Genomic DNA, 14,554 nt, shown 5'->3' on the forward strand with positions numbered 1-14,554 from the left:
GGCCGCGTACGCCATGCCGCAATGGAGACCGACCTCAGCGGGTCGGTGAAGGCGCGTAGCCTCGCGCGTTCGGTGGCCGCGTACGCCATGCCGCAATGGAGACCGACCTCAGCGGGTCGGTGAAGGCGCGTAGCCTCGCGCGTTCGGTGGCCGCGTACGCCATGCCGCAATGGAGACCGACCTCAGCGGGTCGGTGAAGGCCCGCTGTGTGACCTGTGCCCCGCCCGGATGCACTGCTGGCCGCAATGGAGACCGACCTCAGCGGGTCGGTGAAGGGCCCCGGCCGACCTCGCCGGCCGCCAGCCGCTCGTCGACGCCGCAATGGAGACCGACCTCAGCGGGTCGGTGAAGGGGCTCGTGAACAGCGCAGATAGCTGCTGCTGATTGCTTACCGAATGACCCCGGTAGGCAACATGTGCGCTTTTGCGCCTTTTGAAGCTTCGGAACCCCATGCTTGCGGCGTGACCGCTTGGGGTTCCTAGATCAAGTCGTCCGCTTACCGGCCTGAGTTGCGTTCGTGGAGTTGTCAAGGTTCCGGCCACGGAGGCCAACGTGCGCTGCTGGGCGATGCATGCCAGCGGCAGGGTGGGCAGCGATTAGCGTACGTGCTTCTTGACCGCTTTGACCTCGCCACATGGGACGGCCCCCAGCATCACCGCGAGGACCGCGCGTTCGCCGATCTTGGGGTTGGCCAGGGCCCACAGGATCGGCATGCCGGTCGGGGTACACACCAGCTACAGCCTCAGCCCTCAGAAGACCGGGAGCGCGAAGCGCAGGAGCCGTTTCCGACCCAGCCGGCCAGGTCCGAGCGCTGGACCATAGGGCGGGACATGCCGCAGGGGATGGGGGTGGAGTCGACGATCCAGTGGTTGTCGAACCAGAAGTCACTGTCGCGAGCCACATCCCGGATCACCTTCTTGATCAACGGCAGGGCGGCGCGGAGTCGCTTGCAGCCCGGCCGCTGTGGCAGGTACGGGAACATGCCGGCCAGGTGGACACGGGCGTATCGGATCCAGTGCGCCTCCGGAGCGGGCGCCGAGCAGGACCTGCGCTACGGCCAGGCAGACCAGTTCGGAGTCAGTCAGCAGCGGCGGCGGCCAGCGTGAGCAGGCGAGCAGTCATGATGATTGCGCGAGCGCGGTGGCAGGCATGCTCTACGAAGAACGGGCTAACTCACTTTCAGCAGGTTTCCGACCAGTTCGCGGAGTGCAGCGTAAGTGTCAGGGGAAAGGTCTTCGGGGACTTCTACCTCGCGGGTACGCACGAGGTCGTCGAGGAGGGCGCGGAGTTCGGCTGACCGGTTGTCCGCGTGCGCGACCCGCATGGCGTCGAGCCAGGGGTGGTCGTCGAGACGCGCAGGGTCTGCGAGCCAGGCTCGTTCCACCGCCCATCGCGCCTCGCTGGTGTCTCCACTCTCCAGGTACAGATTCACGAGTTCGTGTGCGGTGTCGACGATCGCGGAGGCGAGGTTGTGCGGTTGCACGTCGCTGCCCGGTAGCCAGGTGTAGGGATTACGGTAGCCCGATGAGTAGGGCAGCTCGGCTCCTGCCAAGGGCTCGCCGCGGACCAGCTCCAGTGCGCGCCGCAGATCCTCTGCTCCTGCCGCTCCCCTGGCTTCGCCGCGGGCTCGGAGGCGGCGGAACAGCTGCCAGTCGAGGAGGACGCCGGGGGTCAGGCGGTAGAGCCGGTCCGGCCCGGCGTTGGGCGGCAGCCACTGCGCGCCGTCTGCACTCTCTCCGAGCCAGCGGCGTACTTTGCTGATGGCGACGCGGCGGCTCCGGGCGTTGACGCCACGTTCGGGCCATATCGCGTCGTCGATCTGGTCGCCTGTGGCACCGGCTCGGCCGCGTTGCGCGAGGTAGACGACCAGTTCGGAGTAGAAGCGGATGCGCTCGTCGGGCGGCTCGCCGGCGGCTTCGACCTCGACCGGCCCGAGGATGGCGATCTTCGGGCGGTAGGGATCAGGGCGGTACCAGGCGTCAACGTCCTCGTCGAGGGTGGGGTCGTGGGGTTCCCGGCTGCTTGTCGGCGTCGTCGTTCGGGACCTTGCCACCTCGCTGATTGGCGCGAGGGCCTGGATGTCGACTGGTTGCGTCGCGGTGGTGCCGGCTTGGGCGGACACCGGGGTGCGATCGGGTTCGGGCACGGCCGGCAGCCCTTCCTGTACGCGTTCGTTCGTCGTCCGGTGTTCGGCGACAGGGCCACCGCGTACACCGTTTTCTTCCTGTTGCTCGTCCTGGTCCTGCGCCGGAGCGTCGCTGTCGTCGAGCAGGTGTCCGTGCGCGTCGGTGCCTTCCGCCCACGGCTCCGGTTCGGGCGCGGCAGGCACCTGCTCGTCAACGATGGGGGCGGCGGCGCGGGCGGCCCGCATAACGGGGGCGAGGCGAGCGAGTTGGTCGCGCGGTAGCCGGGTGGCGGTGGTGTTGGTGATGCTGAGCCAGTCGATGGCGAGGCTGCCTTCGTTGCTGACCTCGACCTGCCAGGTCGTCGCCGTGTCGGTGACGATTGCGACCGCGACTCCGCAGCGGCCCGCCAACCGGAGTTCGGTTTCGAGCGTCGTCAGCTGGTCCTTGGCGTCCGTGCTGTCGGCGATCAGGAGGACGTGCGGCATCCAGGCGTCGGCGGCGATGTCGCCGATCCGCCCGGCGAGGGTGGACGTGATACCGCTGTCGGTCATGGCCTTGGCGTTGGCGGCGGCGCGTCGTCGGGCGCGTTCGATCGCTTCAGTGGTGGAGGTTGCCGCGGTGATGCGGTTACCGCCGATGGTGATCAGGTTCTCCGCGTCGACGGGGTCGAAGCCGACGAGCACGACTTCGGCGTCGTCGCTCCATTGGTTGGTTGCCAGTTCGGCTGCGATGTATCGGATGAGGTCGGCGGCGCGTTCCGGGTCGCCGCTGATGGCGAGCAGCCCGGTGCGTTCGAGGTCGATGAGGAGGTGGTCGCCGCCGGGCCGGGACGCCACAGTGACGAGAACCGGCAAGGGTGCCAGGGTGTCGTCCACGTCGGGGAGGGTCGCTGCGGCGGGCAGCATCCAGCTCATCGCGGTGCTGTCGGCCTGGAAGGGTGCCGGCGCTGACGGGTTGCCTTGGGTCAGCATGAGATGGACTTCGCCGCCGGACAGCCAGGCAGCGGCAAGATCGGGTACGTCGGCCGGGTCGTGGTCGCGTAGGCCGACGGCCAGGGCGCGAAGCGCCTGATCGAGCCGGTTGACGTCAACGGGTTGGGCGGCGGCGCGGACTTGTCGTTCGGCGACGGGGTGGGGTGTGGGGATGCGACGGCCAGGGCGCCGGTGCTGACGCTGCCGGCGTCGGCGTTGGGTGAGGCGGATCAGCAGCAGCGCGGCGAGCAGTCCGGCGGTGGCGAGGGCTGCACTGATGGGTAGCACGGCATCGAAGTCGCTGTCGTCGTCTGTTGGCTTTTCCTCGGCCGCAGCGGTGGGGGTGGTCGATGTCGAATCGGGGATCGCCGTCGGTGCGCTGGACGCCTCAGGGGTTGGCACAGAGGTGGGTGGTGGCGGCGTGGCGGGTGTGATCTGACTGGGCGTGTCCTCCGGAGTGGGCGCGTCCTCGGCTGCTGGAGGTTGCGAGGGTGTCCGGATAGTGCCGGTGGCGTGGCGGCGGGAGCCGCGGTCGTCGGCGTCGGCGGGGAGCCGGAGTCGTTGACCGGGAACGATGTGATCGGGAAAGCGGGGGTCCGCCTTCTTCATCTCTGGGTTGAGGTCGGCGATGTCGACGTAGCGGTCGCCGTCGCCGAGGGTGCGTTCGGCGATGTAGTAGAGCCAGTCGCCGCGGGCCACCACGTAGGTTGCTCTGCTCTCGGTCGCGGGCCGATGGCTGACGACGGCGTCCGGCGTCACGGTCTGCGCGGAGGTGAGCGTGACGCTGTTCTGCCCGTACGCCGTGGCGGCCGGTGGTGCTGTCGGCATGGTGACCGCGTTGGCGCTGGCCACGGCTGGTGCCGCACCGATGGACAGGGCCGCGGCGACGAGGGCGGCGGCGCGACGTTGTTGCCAGGCGAGGCCGAGGAGTCTCGGTGGTCGCCAGCGGAAGACATGGCAGACGATCTCCACGAGCAGCGGTAGGGCGAAGGATGTCCAGCCGATCCAGCCGGCCCAGGCGATCGCGGTCAGGAAGAGCCCGCCGTCGTCGCGGGTGGTGAGTAGTTCCCCGAGCTGCGACCAGCTGGGGATGTGGTCGGGCAGCGGGTTTCCGGCGAGGGCATACAGGGCGTACGGGATGCCGCCGAGCGTGGCCAGGATGCTCAGTTGAGCGACGAGCCGGTGGAGGAGCCCGGCACCGGTACGCCGGGCGGAGGGACTGTGTCTGGTCATCGGTCATCCCACCAGCAGTGTTGCGGTGACGGTGGCGTGTGCGGGGATGGTCGTGACGCCCGGCAGGACGTCGACCAGGAGCGGGTCGTACTGCACGGTGACCGTGACGGTGAGCTGTTGGCCGTCGTCGTCGACGGTCGCCTGCCAGTCGGTGATGCCCGCGGTGGTGAGATAGGCGGACACGGCTTGGATCGCTTTGGTCGTGTCGACCGTCTTCGTTTCGCCGTTGATGGCCTCGGGAAGTCGGATCGCCTGCCCGCCGGCCCTCGCTGCTTCGGCGGCGATGTTGTTCGCGCGCTGGGTGGTGCGGACGTATCCGGCACCGTCTCCGGCAAGCCCGATCATCGCGATCAGGCCCGGCATCATGATGGCGTAGAACAGCCCGATTCGGCCGGCGTCACGACCGGCAGGGCCTGCGAGAAGGCGGTGTGTCATCCGGCTCTGCTCCGGAACAGGTCGAGTGGAGAGCTGTAGGTCGCGGTGATCCATCGGGACGTGGGCATGCCGGGCATGGCACCGGCGGAGAGGTCGACGCGGCATTCGACGGTCACGATGACGCTTGCTGGTTCGCCGACGTCACGGGCGAACTGTGTGGTGTCCACGTCGACGATCAGGTTGAGGCAGTTGATGTCCTGTGCATCGAGGGTGGCGTGGATGGAGGATTCCGCTCGGCCCTGGGCAGTGGATGCGTCCCGGGCCAGTGACGCGGCCCGAGCGCCGGAATAGGTCGCAGCGTCGAGTGCGGCGTTTGACAGGGCGAGCCGGCCGACGAGCATGGCGAAGCTGGCGACCAACAGCAGGCTGGGTGCGAGGATGGCCAGCTCGATGGTGACCGAGCCGCAGTCTCGTGCCCGCATCACGAGTCGTTCTCCGTAGTGAACCGTTGCACGGGGCTGTAGGCGGTTTGGCTGACCTCGAACTGCATGCCCAGCCAGCCGAGAGCCCTGCCCGTGACGGTGACCCGCACCCCGGTCGACTCCGGGGCACCCTCGGTAACCGAGGTGACCGTCACTTCCCAGTCGGTGAGTACGTCGCCCATGCGGGTGAGGTATGCGCTGGCCTGGGTATGGCCTGCTCCGTCCGGTGCGCCATAGGCCGCCTCGGCGGCGGCCCCCTGCTGCGCGGCGGCCAGGGCGACCGTGCGGCCGTAGAAGACCAGTGCGATCTGGACGCCGAGAAGGAGCATCACCACGAAGATCGGGAAGAGGATCGCCATCTCGATGTTGGTCGAGCCTCGGTCCCCCACCGGTCCGCTGAATCTTCGGCCCAGGAGCCCTGTCCGTGGTTTCGTCATGGCGTGGCCGGGGCTGCGGCGTCCGGCCAGAGTCCGATCCATCCGAACACGTAGTCGGACGCGGCGGTCAGCAGAGCGACCGCGACGACTGCGGCGATGGCGTAGATGATCGCGGTCGGTACGACCTCGCCTCGGTCGTCGCGGCGCAGCGTGGTGAGCATCCGCAGCGCGTGCCCGACCCAAACGGCTTGCCTTGGCGCGTCCATGGCGACCTCCTGGTCTGTTGGTTAGTCGACGGTGGGTGCGTCGAGCAGTCGTGCCGCGAAGGGGTAGAGGGCCAGCAGCATGAGCACAACAAGGAGCAGCGCACCGGGGATCTCCAGTTGGGAGGTGCGAAGCTCGGCCCGGGCCAGCTCGTCGGTACGGATCTGGGCGCGAAGCGAGGTGGCTCGGGCACGCAGCGTCCGGTAGACCTGGGCGCCGGTGACACCGGCGGCTTGCATGATGTCGCCGAGGTCGCCGAGTTCCGGCACGCCGAGGTCGTTCCCGAGCCGCTTCAGCCCGTCCCACGGGGCGGAGACCGAAAGCTCGGCGTGCAGAAGGGTCTGCCGGATGCGCGCGAACACCCAGCCGTTGCCCTTGCCTGCCGCTCGGGTGAGCGACTCCTCGGTGCCGCGCCCAGCGGCCCGCTGCAACGCGACCAGGTCGAGGTATGTGCACACGGCGCGGCGGCATTCGCGCCGGGCGATGACCGCTTTCTGGCCGACGTCGCGGTAGACGATGACGATGAGCAGGACGGCAAAGCCGATCACCGCGAAGACCGGCAGCCCGGTACCAAAGGTTCGCCCGATGAGGGCCAGCAGGCCGAGCATGATCGACGGTACGGCGAGCCCGAGGAGTCCTGCGACGATCAGGCTGGTGACGAACTCCTCCGGCGTACGGCCGAGCAGCCGCAGATCGGTTGCGGGGATGATCCGGTGCAGGCGCGCGGCGAGACGGCTGATGCTGCTGGGTCTTCCGGTCGGTGTCGCGGAGTCACCGGTCGGAGGTTGCAGCCGGGCGAGCGCCGGCCCGAGTGCCGGACTGGCTGGACGAAACTCGTGGAAGGCCAGGAACACAGCCAGGCCGAATCCTGCGCCGAGCAGGGCGGTGACGCCGATCCAGGTGGTCGTCATGGCACGCTCCGGGCGCTGGTGTCGGCCGCGATGAAGCGTTCCTCTGCGGGCGGCAGGCTCAGTGTCCGTGCCCACCAGAGGCAGCCGACGAAGGCGCACGCCAGGATCGCGAGTACGACCTGGCCCCGAGGTTCGGTGTACGGGGCGGTGTACTGGCCACTGGCCAGTCCGTACGCGACCAGCAGGACCGACCCGATGGTCAGGAACCGGATCTGGAACCGTGCTCGGGCCCGCTTGGATGAGATTTCTCGACGCATCGCGACCTCGTCGGTCGCTGCCTCCGCAATGCCGGTCAATACGTCGGTCAGTCGGGCGCCCCGGTCGCTGAGGTGCAGCGCGAGCGCCACGACGACCTGGTCGCTGACGGGATCTCGGAGGGCATCGGCGAACTCGTAGAGTGCCGCCTCGGTGTCCCATCCGGCCTGGATGCGCGCCGCGAGTAGTTGGACCTCGGTGGCGATCGCGGTCGGCGCGGTTTGAGCGGTGTCGACGATGGCTTCCTGGAGCCCGACGCCGGAGTCTTCCACGTCGCGCAGCCGGCGGGTCCAGGCTTCTACCGCCTCGACGCGAGTGATGGCGCGTTGTTCTTCCTGGCCTGCGGACATCAGCCAGGGCACGCCGGGGACGGCGAGGGCGACCAGTGGGGCCGCCACGGGTAGCCCGCTGACGATCCACGCGAGGATTCCTGCGCCGAGCGCGCCGACGATCCAGGCTTGGTGGCGGCGTTGGGCTTGTCGGGTGGTGCCGGATCCGTACCAGAGCCAGCGCGCCCGCGCTGCCAGCCGGGACGGTGGGCGATCCGGGGCGGTGCCGGTGAGTGCCGTGATACCGAGGACCAGGCTGGCGACGAGACCGGCGCCGAGCAGGCCCGCGACAAGGAGGGGATTCATGGTCGTACGGCCAGACGTGGTAGCGGTCGGGGCCAGGCGCCTCGGCCGCGGTACGTGGTCAGGACGGTCGGGTCGTAGCCGGCGAGGAGGAGTTGCTGCTTGAGCCGGTCCGGCTGGTGCATTGGTACGGCGCGACCGTCGGGCCCTGGTCCGAAGAGGTGAGTGGTGCGTGGGCGGCCGTCCTCCACCAGGCCGCCAACCTCGATCACATGGGACACGAAGCGGTGCTTGCGCCCGCCGATCGCGCTTTCGTCTATCAAGGAGACGTAGACGACCAGGTCGAGCGCATTGGCGACCTGCAGATAGGCCCGCCGATCTGACCGCTCGTCGCGGTGGCTGAGGGCAAGCTCCACCACACGATCGAAGACCAGACCAGGTTCGCGTGCGTGGATGGTGCACAGGGACCCGTTGGTGGTGCCCATCGCCTGGAGCATTGCGACGATCTCGCGGGACCGGACCTCACCGACGATGATGCGGCGGGCGTTGAGCTGTAATCCGATCGGGATCAGGTCGTGGAGCGTGATCTCCCCGACCGGCCGGCCGTCTGGTCCGCGCTCACCGTGGCCCTCGCGCGTCTCCATGGAGACCGCCCACGGGTGGCGTCCGGTCTTGTGCAGGCCGAGCTCGCGTGCCTCCTCCATGGTGATCATCCACTCGTCAGCCGGGATCTCGCTGGCCAGCGCCCGCAGAAGTGAGGTCTTTCCGCTGCCGGGCACACCCGCGACCATGATGTTGAGGCCCGCCCGCATCGCGGCGCGGAAGAAATCGCGCAGCAGTGGGTCGATCATGGCGCTCTTGTTCGGGTCGGCCTGGTCGAGCGTCACGAGCTCCTCAAGGGTGACCTTGAGAATCTGATGGCTGCGGATGACCGCGACAGGCCGCTGCGTCACCAGGTACGTCGCGGCGAGGCGCTGGCCGCCGGGCAGCTCCATACTCAGGGTGGGTTTGTCTTTGGTCAGCGCCCGTTCAGTACCGCCGGCCCGACGGGCCAAAGCTTGCAGCAGCAGAACAAGTTCCTCATCGCTGTCTGCAATTGGCGCCGCGAGGTCGATGCGTCCGTTCGGGCGCTCGACCCGGACGCCGTCGCAGCCGAGGATCGTGATGGTGTCGAAGGGTTCGCGCAGCAGCCGGTCGAGTCGGCCGAGGCCCAGCAGCGCGGCGAGTACCCCGTCGAGCAGCCGCTGTTCGTAGTGTCGGCTCAACGGGGTGCCGTTGACCCGCTGCTGGTCGACGTACTCGCTGACCCGTCGCGATGCGACCCGCCGCCCTTCGGCTTCCCGGTCGGCCGGGCTGACGGACTCGCGTCCCGCCAGCAGTCGCGACAGCTCTTCGCTGACGGCGTTCTGCAGTGACCGGATGACGGAGTAGTCGGGCTCGTGTGCCGTGGGCGCGGGGCCCGGTGAGACCGGTACGGCGAGCGCGGCACTACTGCCATTGGTGTGACTGTTGTGCGGCGTCGGCCTGGGGACGCGCCGCGTCGAGGGTGGTCCGTCGGCGGGTACGCGCCACCGTGGCTGCTCAAACGTCGACATGTTCCGCCTCCTGGCCTCCAGGGTGGCGGAACCGGCCCCGTCGGTGGGCGATGGCTCCCACGAGGTGGTGCTCGGCCGTGGCCGCCGCACGCAGCAACGGCCACTTGGTCCGGAGAGTGCCGCCGCGCGCAAGCACCTGGGCGGATCGAGCCTCGTCGGGCAGACGGGCTATCACCGGTACGCCGAGGTGCCGAGCCACGACGTGATCGTCGTAATCCCCATCGCCGACGACCAGCAGCCCGATCCGACCGCCGCTCGCCGGGCCGGCGCCCGCGAGCAGGTTCTGCACCACAGCTTGGGCCGGGCGGAGCGATGTCAGCGTCGGCCTGACCACCAGTAGCGCCAGGTCGGCGCGGCTCACCAGCGGCCACGGGGCGTGCGGGGCGACAAGCCGTCCGCAGTCGGCGAAGACGTCGAAGCCCACGCCATGTTCGAGCGAGGCGAAGAAGCCAGCGAGCCCGTGCCAGTTGGGGGCGAGGCTGGCCGCCTGCGCCGGCGCCGCGATACCGGGAAGTAGCAGTCGTCGCGCTGCAGGCGGGTCGAGGTCGACCAGTTGCGACCAGAACTGTTCGCCGGCCTGGCCGCGCAACTCGGCCACCACGAGCTGCATCAGACCGTGTCCACCGTCCAGATCCAGGTGCCGCAGGTAGCCGGACGCAATGTCACCACCAGCCGGATCGCACTCAGCCAGCACTACGGGGCGCGACCAGGTCAGGGCGAAAGCAAGAGCAGCAGTCGTTACCCCCGGCGATCCCTTCGCGCTGGCTAGGGAGATCAGAGCCATGGCTATTCCCCTGCGGTGAGGGTCAGGACCAGCCGTCCCTGCGCGGCGAGCCGGGCGGCAACGGGTCCGTCGTTCTGCCCTACCGCGACCGACACCGTGGCCGTGCCGTCCCGCGTTCCCGCGATGACGTGCACCACCATCGCGCGGATCGTAGGAGCCGCGGCAGCTGGCTCGCCCTGGGCCGCTTCCTCGGTGGATACGAGCAGCACGGTCGCGCCCGGTCGCAGGGGCGTCGACGGCATCTGCCCTGCCTTGAGTGACAGGCCGACCACCTGCTCGCCGGGCGCAGGGAACGGCTTGTCGACCAGGGCACCCGGGTTGAGCAGAGTGCCGGACAACAATGCCACCGCGGTGTACTTGCCGATCATGTCCTGCGCCTGGTCCTGAGGCACACCGGCGATCCCCGGGTTCGGATTGAGATGCACCGTCACTAGGTCACCGGCGGTGAGCTGAGCACCAACCGGCACGTCCCGAGCAAGCGCCAGGTAAGGCTGAGTACGGCTCACATACCCGAACAGCGCCACCGCGCCGAGGGCACAGACCGCCATCAGGGCCACCGCCACCCCGAGACGACCCCGGCGTACGCTGCGTTCGCGGACCACCCGTCGCTGCGGAATCGCTGCCGTGGGACGACCCGACACATCACCAGCCGCTGTGGACGTCACCCGGTCACCACCTGAAGCTCGTCGATGCGGATGGATGTGGTCGCCTCACGGGTCACCGTCTCGCTCCCGGTCACACCGCCACCAGCGACCCACCAGTCGATCTCCCACGTCGTCGTGGCGGTGATCGTGTACCGGCCGCCAGGCTGGGTCCGGCTGGGTCCGGCATACCCGTCGAAGCCACACGTCGTTGACGCCGATGCGCTGTTCTTCGCCTTGCTGTACGGCGTGCCCGGGTTGTCGCAGACGACGGACTGCCCGTTCCCCATGTCCCACCTGATCCGGGTGGCCTGGCCTCTGGCGGTGACGGACATCCCGGGAACTGAGGCGGTCGCCGTGACGGGCCCCCAGGTCTGCGGTGTCACGGCAGTCCAAAGCCAGACCGGCAGGCCCACCAGCCCGGCGCCGTCCGGGTTCGGGCTGATGCCAATCTGGGCACCACGCATTGGCAGCTCGCTGATGGCCCGGGTCGCGAGCTGCGCCGGGCTCAAGCTGCCCGGCGTTCCCGGCGGCGGGTCCTCACGCCACACCAGATCACCGATGGGATCTCCGTAGCACCGCTGCCGATAGACCGAGCCCTCGTCGGGCTCACGGCCCTCCCAGACCGGGTCACCCGCAGGCGGCTGCGGTGATTCGACGATGTAGTAGCAACCGTCGGCCGGATTGAGGTGCCCCCACCCCGCTTGCCAGCACGGGACCGCCTCTCCCTTTGAGGTGCACTCCTGACTTCCACCGCCTTTACCTGCACCGGGTGGGCTGTCGGCACCGCCACCACCAGGGTCTTCGACCTCGACGTAGCAGTCCCCGATCGGCGGGCAGACCCAGTAGTCGGCGCGGGCCGGTGCACCGGCCAAGCCGACAACCAGGAGGAGAGCCGCTCCGGACGCTGCGGCGGCCCGCAGAATTGGCGTCAACATGTCGAACTTCGTTGGGCTGTCGACTCGTACACGTACCACTTCTCGCTGACCCGCTTGACCTTCACCACCACCGGATACCGCTTCGCCTGGGTGGTGGGCGGGGCCTGTCCGCCAACGGCGTTCCAGTTCGTCGAGTCGAAGCAGTCCTGGATCACCGCCTCACCTGCATCGAGCTGAAGCCCTGTGACCGTCGGGCTCCAGGTCGGGCGGCCCTCGTTGTGTACGCCGCTGCGTGACATGTTCTGCAGGTTGTTGAGCAGCTGCCCCAGCAGCGGCTCACCCACAAACTTGGCCAGCTCCTTCGTGCGGTAGTCCGCGGTGGCCGACGCCTTGACGTAGGCCTCCAGATAGCCGTCGTACACGGCGATAACATCCTGCCGAGCCTGCTCCTCAGCGGAGTCCACGGGAGACGGCATCGCCGTGGACGGAACAGCCGACGGTGTGGCGTCCGGGCCCGAACTCGACGAACCGGAACAAGCCGCGAGCGCGTACGCCAAGCCCAGCGCGAGGGCAAATGAGCTGATCATCTTGGCGATTCGTGTCATCTGGACGCCTCCCTGCGTGCGCGGCCCGGCAGAGCCGGACCAACCGGTGGGAGTGATGCCCCCTCACCAGCTTCACTGGCGGGTCCGACGGACAGCAGTCCGAGAGCCCTCGTTCCACGACTGCGCCATGAGCCAGCGGGCATCCCTGTCACCTCCCCACGCAGTAGGACGCACCCATTGGTCTTAGCGCAAATGATCGGAAGCCGCTACGTACCGCAATGAACGCCGCCGCCGAACGAGCACTGCTGTACGCACTCGGCTGTGTGCGCTCTCGGGTGCGTTCGCAACAGACCGCCGCGATGCGCGGCACCGCAGCCCCCACGCGAGGGATCTTCACTCTCGGTGGGTGTCTCGGCAGCTCACGCAGGCGGGCATTGGAAGACCTTGCCTCTTGTACCGCCCCCTCCTCGCAGTCACACTGTGCTCATCGCGCCTCGGCCTCCGATGACGCCGAATGCCGCTGGTACCCGCTGGGAGACAGATAGGGATGTCCGAAAAACGCAGCGAACTACAGTCCGTGGTCGACTTCTTCGCCGTCCCATTGATAGCCGACGTACTCTTTGCCGTCCGAGATGGGCGATCTCCCCGGAGTCTCCCCGCGACATGCAGCCAAAGTGGTGCCGTCGAGGCAGCCATCGCGGCCTTGATGGAGGCAGGCGTTGTCACCGAGCTGGCCGAGCCCGACCACGATGGAGAGCCCCTGCTCACGCTCACCGGCAAAGGCGTCAAGGTCTGCGACTTGGTGCGTCAGGTAATCGACTTCACGGCACCCGCCCATGCCACCGAGCACCTAGCCCTCAGCTGACCCCACTTCGATCCGCTTTGTCCGAAGATGCGCCCGGCAATATTCGACTCTCCGCTCATTTCCCTTGACACCGGGTACACCACCAGCGGCACACTGTTGCCTTGCTGTCGGGTAACCGACATCGAACGACTCCAGCGGCGGGGTATCGGGGGGCGGGGTGAAGTTCGGAGAGCTTCTGGAGATTCGGGACATTATCCAACATCGCTATGTCATTGGCGCCTTGGTGTGCCTGGGTGAAGGCCGACCCCTGCGATACAGCGAGCTGGGCAGCGCCATCACCGGATGGACCGGCAGTCGCATCGGCGACGGCGAGATCACCCGGACCGTAACTCGCCTACTAGAAAGCGGACTCGCCCAAGAGACGTTCGTCGACGGCCACCGGACGTTGACCTTGACCCGAGCGGGGCAGTGCCGGCTGGAGATGATCCGGGCCCTGGGACGTACGTTGCGCAACTTCGAACGGGACGACGACGATGGTGAGCCCGAGGAAGTGCCTACCTGACCGCGCTATCGTAAGCCCAGGACCGAGCCGGAAGTGCTTACCTTTTTTTCGGAATCGGCGGCCTGCCGGTTAGCAGGATCGTTACCACGGTGATCGTTCCGGCCCCCGCAGTCACGGTGCCCGTCTCTACTGCCTGCGTCTGAACGAAGTACGCCGACAGCGCCAGCGAGCCCGCAAACAGCAGCACAGCTGCAGCCAGCCGCGACCATGCCATCCTTCGCATAAACTTCGCATCTGCGGCTATCTGCTCTAACAGCACCTTTGGCGCCTCAGGATCCACCTTCTTCCATTCGGCGATCACGCCGGGTGGGAGCAGACTTGGCCAAGCCGTCTGGGCTGACACTGGTACGGACTGCTCAGACATGATGGCCATCCGATGGCGTCGTTGTCGTTGGCAAGTAAGTAGACAGGGCGGAGGTGAACCGGTCGACACGATCGCTGGCTTGGGCGACTGCGAAGTTGGTTGACGCGTCCTTGGTGAGTGGCAGGTTCAGCCTGTACGCCCAGCGGGCGTGTCGCAACCGGCGCCTATTCCGCTCTGCCCGCAGAAGCTCGTGCATAACATCAGTCTTCTCGATCAACCTCTGGTAGGTGGACATCGAGAGGGGTATGCCATCGCTTTTGTCGGGGGCTCGTGCGCCATCGCCAACCGAGGCCTCGCCGCCCATGGCAGGATTTTTCAGGCGAAGCGCCCGAAGTCTCTCCGCCGAGGCCAGGAACTCCGCCGCGAGCAGAGGGTGCGCGTAGCGAAGCGCCTGCTCAGCATCTTGTCGGTTCCGTGCCTCCAGCAGCTCCGTGCTTAGGAAACGCGGAATCACCCACATCTCGATAAGTTGCACGGACAGCCACAGGCTAGTTGACCTAACCCGACGGTGGTCCATACAGGAGACGCCGGTTTCCCGCTCTCGCGCAACGGGCCAACCCAACTCGGCCCGTGTGGAAAAGTAGAACGGTGCGGCAGTGAGTGGCAATGCGATGAGTAGCAGCAGCCAAAGCCAGGATGCGCGTCCCACGACGGCAGCCGTTGATAGCACTGCGACGATAACCGTGGTTACTAAAAATGCCACGCCTGTCACAATTCGAACCGTGTGGTGGTGATTGTCCAAGGTGTGGCTATCTACGACAGGGTCAGCAGTCCGATTAGGATGGCCTCTGTTCGACGATCCGAACTCATCACT

The 14,554-nt window shown here is 67.8% G+C and carries 16 protein-coding genes and 1 pseudogene; 2 read left to right on the forward strand and 15 right to left on the reverse strand.

Translation table 11 applies throughout. The annotated features are described in order from the left end of the window. Positions 1-647: 647 nt before the first annotated feature. From E0H26_RS27780 to E0H26_RS27840, 13 genes and pseudogenes are all read right to left on the reverse strand, one after another. A pseudogene (locus tag E0H26_RS27780) lies at positions 648-1,103 on the reverse strand (transposase family protein); the annotation flags it as partial. A gap of 65 nt (positions 1,104-1,168) precedes the next feature. Next, complete coding sequence (locus E0H26_RS27785) at positions 1,169-3,949, reverse strand: LysM peptidoglycan-binding domain-containing protein (protein ID WP_240742424.1); 2,781 nt, start codon at positions 3,947-3,949, stop codon at positions 1,169-1,171. A 384-nt stretch (positions 3,950-4,333) separates the two neighbouring features. Further along, complete coding sequence (locus E0H26_RS27790; RefSeq protein WP_131309242.1) at positions 4,334-4,765, reverse strand: pilus assembly protein TadG-related protein; 432 nt, start codon at positions 4,763-4,765, stop codon at positions 4,334-4,336. After that, positions 4,762-5,187: a TadE/TadG family type IV pilus assembly protein gene (locus E0H26_RS27795; RefSeq protein WP_131309245.1), complete on the reverse strand. Its 426-nt coding sequence runs from the start codon at positions 5,185-5,187 to the stop codon at positions 4,762-4,764. Before E0H26_RS27795 ends, E0H26_RS27790 begins: the two co-directional genes overlap by 4 nt. Next, positions 5,187-5,576 (reverse strand): TadE family protein, encoded by a 390-nt coding sequence (locus tag E0H26_RS27800; RefSeq protein ID WP_165522009.1) that lies wholly within the window; start codon positions 5,574-5,576, stop codon positions 5,187-5,189. The genes E0H26_RS27795 and E0H26_RS27800 overlap by 1 nt, the downstream gene beginning before the upstream one ends. Before the next feature lie 44 nt (positions 5,577-5,620). Then, positions 5,621-5,830 carry a hypothetical protein gene (locus E0H26_RS27805; RefSeq protein ID WP_131309251.1) on the reverse strand — a complete coding sequence of 70 codons (210 nt, stop codon included), beginning with the start codon at positions 5,828-5,830 and terminating at the stop codon, positions 5,621-5,623. Positions 5,831-5,851: 21 nt separating this feature from the next. After that, positions 5,852-6,739 carry a type II secretion system F family protein gene (locus E0H26_RS27810; protein ID WP_131309254.1) on the reverse strand — a complete coding sequence of 296 codons (888 nt, stop codon included), beginning with the start codon at positions 6,737-6,739 and terminating at the stop codon, positions 5,852-5,854. Further along, complete coding sequence (locus E0H26_RS27815) at positions 6,736-7,629, reverse strand: type II secretion system F family protein (RefSeq protein ID WP_131309257.1); 894 nt, start codon at positions 7,627-7,629, stop codon at positions 6,736-6,738. The genes E0H26_RS27810 and E0H26_RS27815 overlap by 4 nt, the downstream gene beginning before the upstream one ends. Then, positions 7,626-9,161 carry a TadA family conjugal transfer-associated ATPase gene (locus E0H26_RS27820; RefSeq protein ID WP_131309260.1) on the reverse strand — a complete coding sequence of 512 codons (1,536 nt, stop codon included), beginning with the start codon at positions 9,159-9,161 and terminating at the stop codon, positions 7,626-7,628. The genes E0H26_RS27815 and E0H26_RS27820 overlap by 4 nt, the downstream gene beginning before the upstream one ends. Next, entirely contained in the window at positions 9,148-9,945 is a 798-nt protein-coding gene (locus E0H26_RS27825; RefSeq protein ID WP_131309263.1) for a CpaE/TadZ family protein, read from the reverse strand. The genes E0H26_RS27820 and E0H26_RS27825 overlap by 14 nt, the downstream gene beginning before the upstream one ends. A gap of 2 nt (positions 9,946-9,947) precedes the next feature. Next, positions 9,948-10,508 (reverse strand): SAF domain-containing protein, encoded by a 561-nt coding sequence (locus E0H26_RS27830; protein WP_131309265.1) that lies wholly within the window; start codon positions 10,506-10,508, stop codon positions 9,948-9,950. 98 nt (positions 10,509-10,606) lie between these two features. Then, positions 10,607-10,876, reverse strand: coding sequence for a hypothetical protein (locus E0H26_RS29480; RefSeq protein WP_165522010.1), 270 nt, complete (start codon positions 10,874-10,876; stop codon positions 10,607-10,609). Between the two features lie 641 nt (positions 10,877-11,517). Beyond that, complete coding sequence (locus E0H26_RS27840) at positions 11,518-12,069, reverse strand: hypothetical protein (protein WP_131309270.1); 552 nt, start codon at positions 12,067-12,069, stop codon at positions 11,518-11,520. 487 nt (positions 12,070-12,556) lie between these two features. Here E0H26_RS27840 and E0H26_RS27845 point away from each other — a divergent pair, with 487 nt between their 5' ends. Both E0H26_RS27845 and E0H26_RS27850 read left to right on the forward strand, forming a co-directional pair. Further along, positions 12,557-12,874 (forward strand): hypothetical protein, encoded by a 318-nt coding sequence (locus tag E0H26_RS27845; RefSeq protein ID WP_131309272.1) that lies wholly within the window; start codon positions 12,557-12,559, stop codon positions 12,872-12,874. 157 nt (positions 12,875-13,031) lie between these two features. Continuing rightward, a complete protein-coding gene (locus E0H26_RS27850) occupies positions 13,032-13,376 on the forward strand; it encodes a hypothetical protein (RefSeq protein WP_131309275.1) in 345 nt (114 codons plus the stop codon). A gap of 37 nt (positions 13,377-13,413) precedes the next feature. On the opposite strand, the gene E0H26_RS27855 is transcribed toward E0H26_RS27850, so the two are convergent. Next, positions 13,414-13,740 carry a hypothetical protein gene (locus E0H26_RS27855; protein WP_131309278.1) on the reverse strand — a complete coding sequence of 109 codons (327 nt, stop codon included), beginning with the start codon at positions 13,738-13,740 and terminating at the stop codon, positions 13,414-13,416. Further along, entirely contained in the window at positions 13,733-14,215 is a 483-nt protein-coding gene (locus E0H26_RS27860) for a hypothetical protein (RefSeq protein WP_131309281.1), read from the reverse strand. Before E0H26_RS27860 ends, E0H26_RS27855 begins: the two co-directional genes overlap by 8 nt. Between the last annotated feature and the right edge of the window lie 339 nt (positions 14,216-14,554).

Source organism: Micromonospora zingiberis (assembly GCF_004331455.1).
Classification (GTDB): Bacteria; Actinomycetota; Actinomycetes; order Mycobacteriales; family Micromonosporaceae; genus Micromonospora; species Micromonospora zingiberis.

Excerpts from the sequence above, each read along its gene's own strand:
- E0H26_RS27790 (WP_131309242.1), bottom strand. The coding sequence starts at position 4,765 with ATGACACACCGCCTTCTCGCAGGCCCTGCCGGTCGTGACGCCGGCCGA.
- E0H26_RS27795 (WP_131309245.1), bottom strand. The coding sequence starts at position 5,187 with ATGCGGGCACGAGACTGCGGCTCGGTCACCATCGAGCTGGCCATCCTC.
- E0H26_RS27805 (WP_131309251.1), bottom strand. The coding sequence starts at position 5,830 with ATGGACGCGCCAAGGCAAGCCGTTTGGGTCGGGCACGCGCTGCGGATG.
- E0H26_RS27810 (WP_131309254.1), bottom strand. The coding sequence starts at position 6,739 with ATGACGACCACCTGGATCGGCGTCACCGCCCTGCTCGGCGCAGGATTC.
- E0H26_RS27815 (WP_131309257.1), bottom strand. The coding sequence starts at position 7,629 with ATGAATCCCCTCCTTGTCGCGGGCCTGCTCGGCGCCGGTCTCGTCGCC.
- E0H26_RS27820 (WP_131309260.1), bottom strand. The coding sequence starts at position 9,161 with ATGTCGACGTTTGAGCAGCCACGGTGGCGCGTACCCGCCGACGGACCA.
- E0H26_RS27825 (WP_131309263.1), bottom strand. The coding sequence starts at position 9,945 with ATGGCTCTGATCTCCCTAGCCAGCGCGAAGGGATCGCCGGGGGTAACG.
- E0H26_RS29480 (WP_165522010.1), bottom strand. The coding sequence starts at position 10,876 with ATGGGGAACGGGCAGTCCGTCGTCTGCGACAACCCGGGCACGCCGTAC.
- E0H26_RS27840 (WP_131309270.1), bottom strand. The coding sequence starts at position 12,069 with ATGACACGAATCGCCAAGATGATCAGCTCATTTGCCCTCGCGCTGGGC.
- E0H26_RS27845 (WP_131309272.1), top strand. The coding sequence starts at position 12,557 with ATGTCCGAAAAACGCAGCGAACTACAGTCCGTGGTCGACTTCTTCGCC.
- E0H26_RS27855 (WP_131309278.1), bottom strand. The coding sequence starts at position 13,740 with ATGTCTGAGCAGTCCGTACCAGTGTCAGCCCAGACGGCTTGGCCAAGT.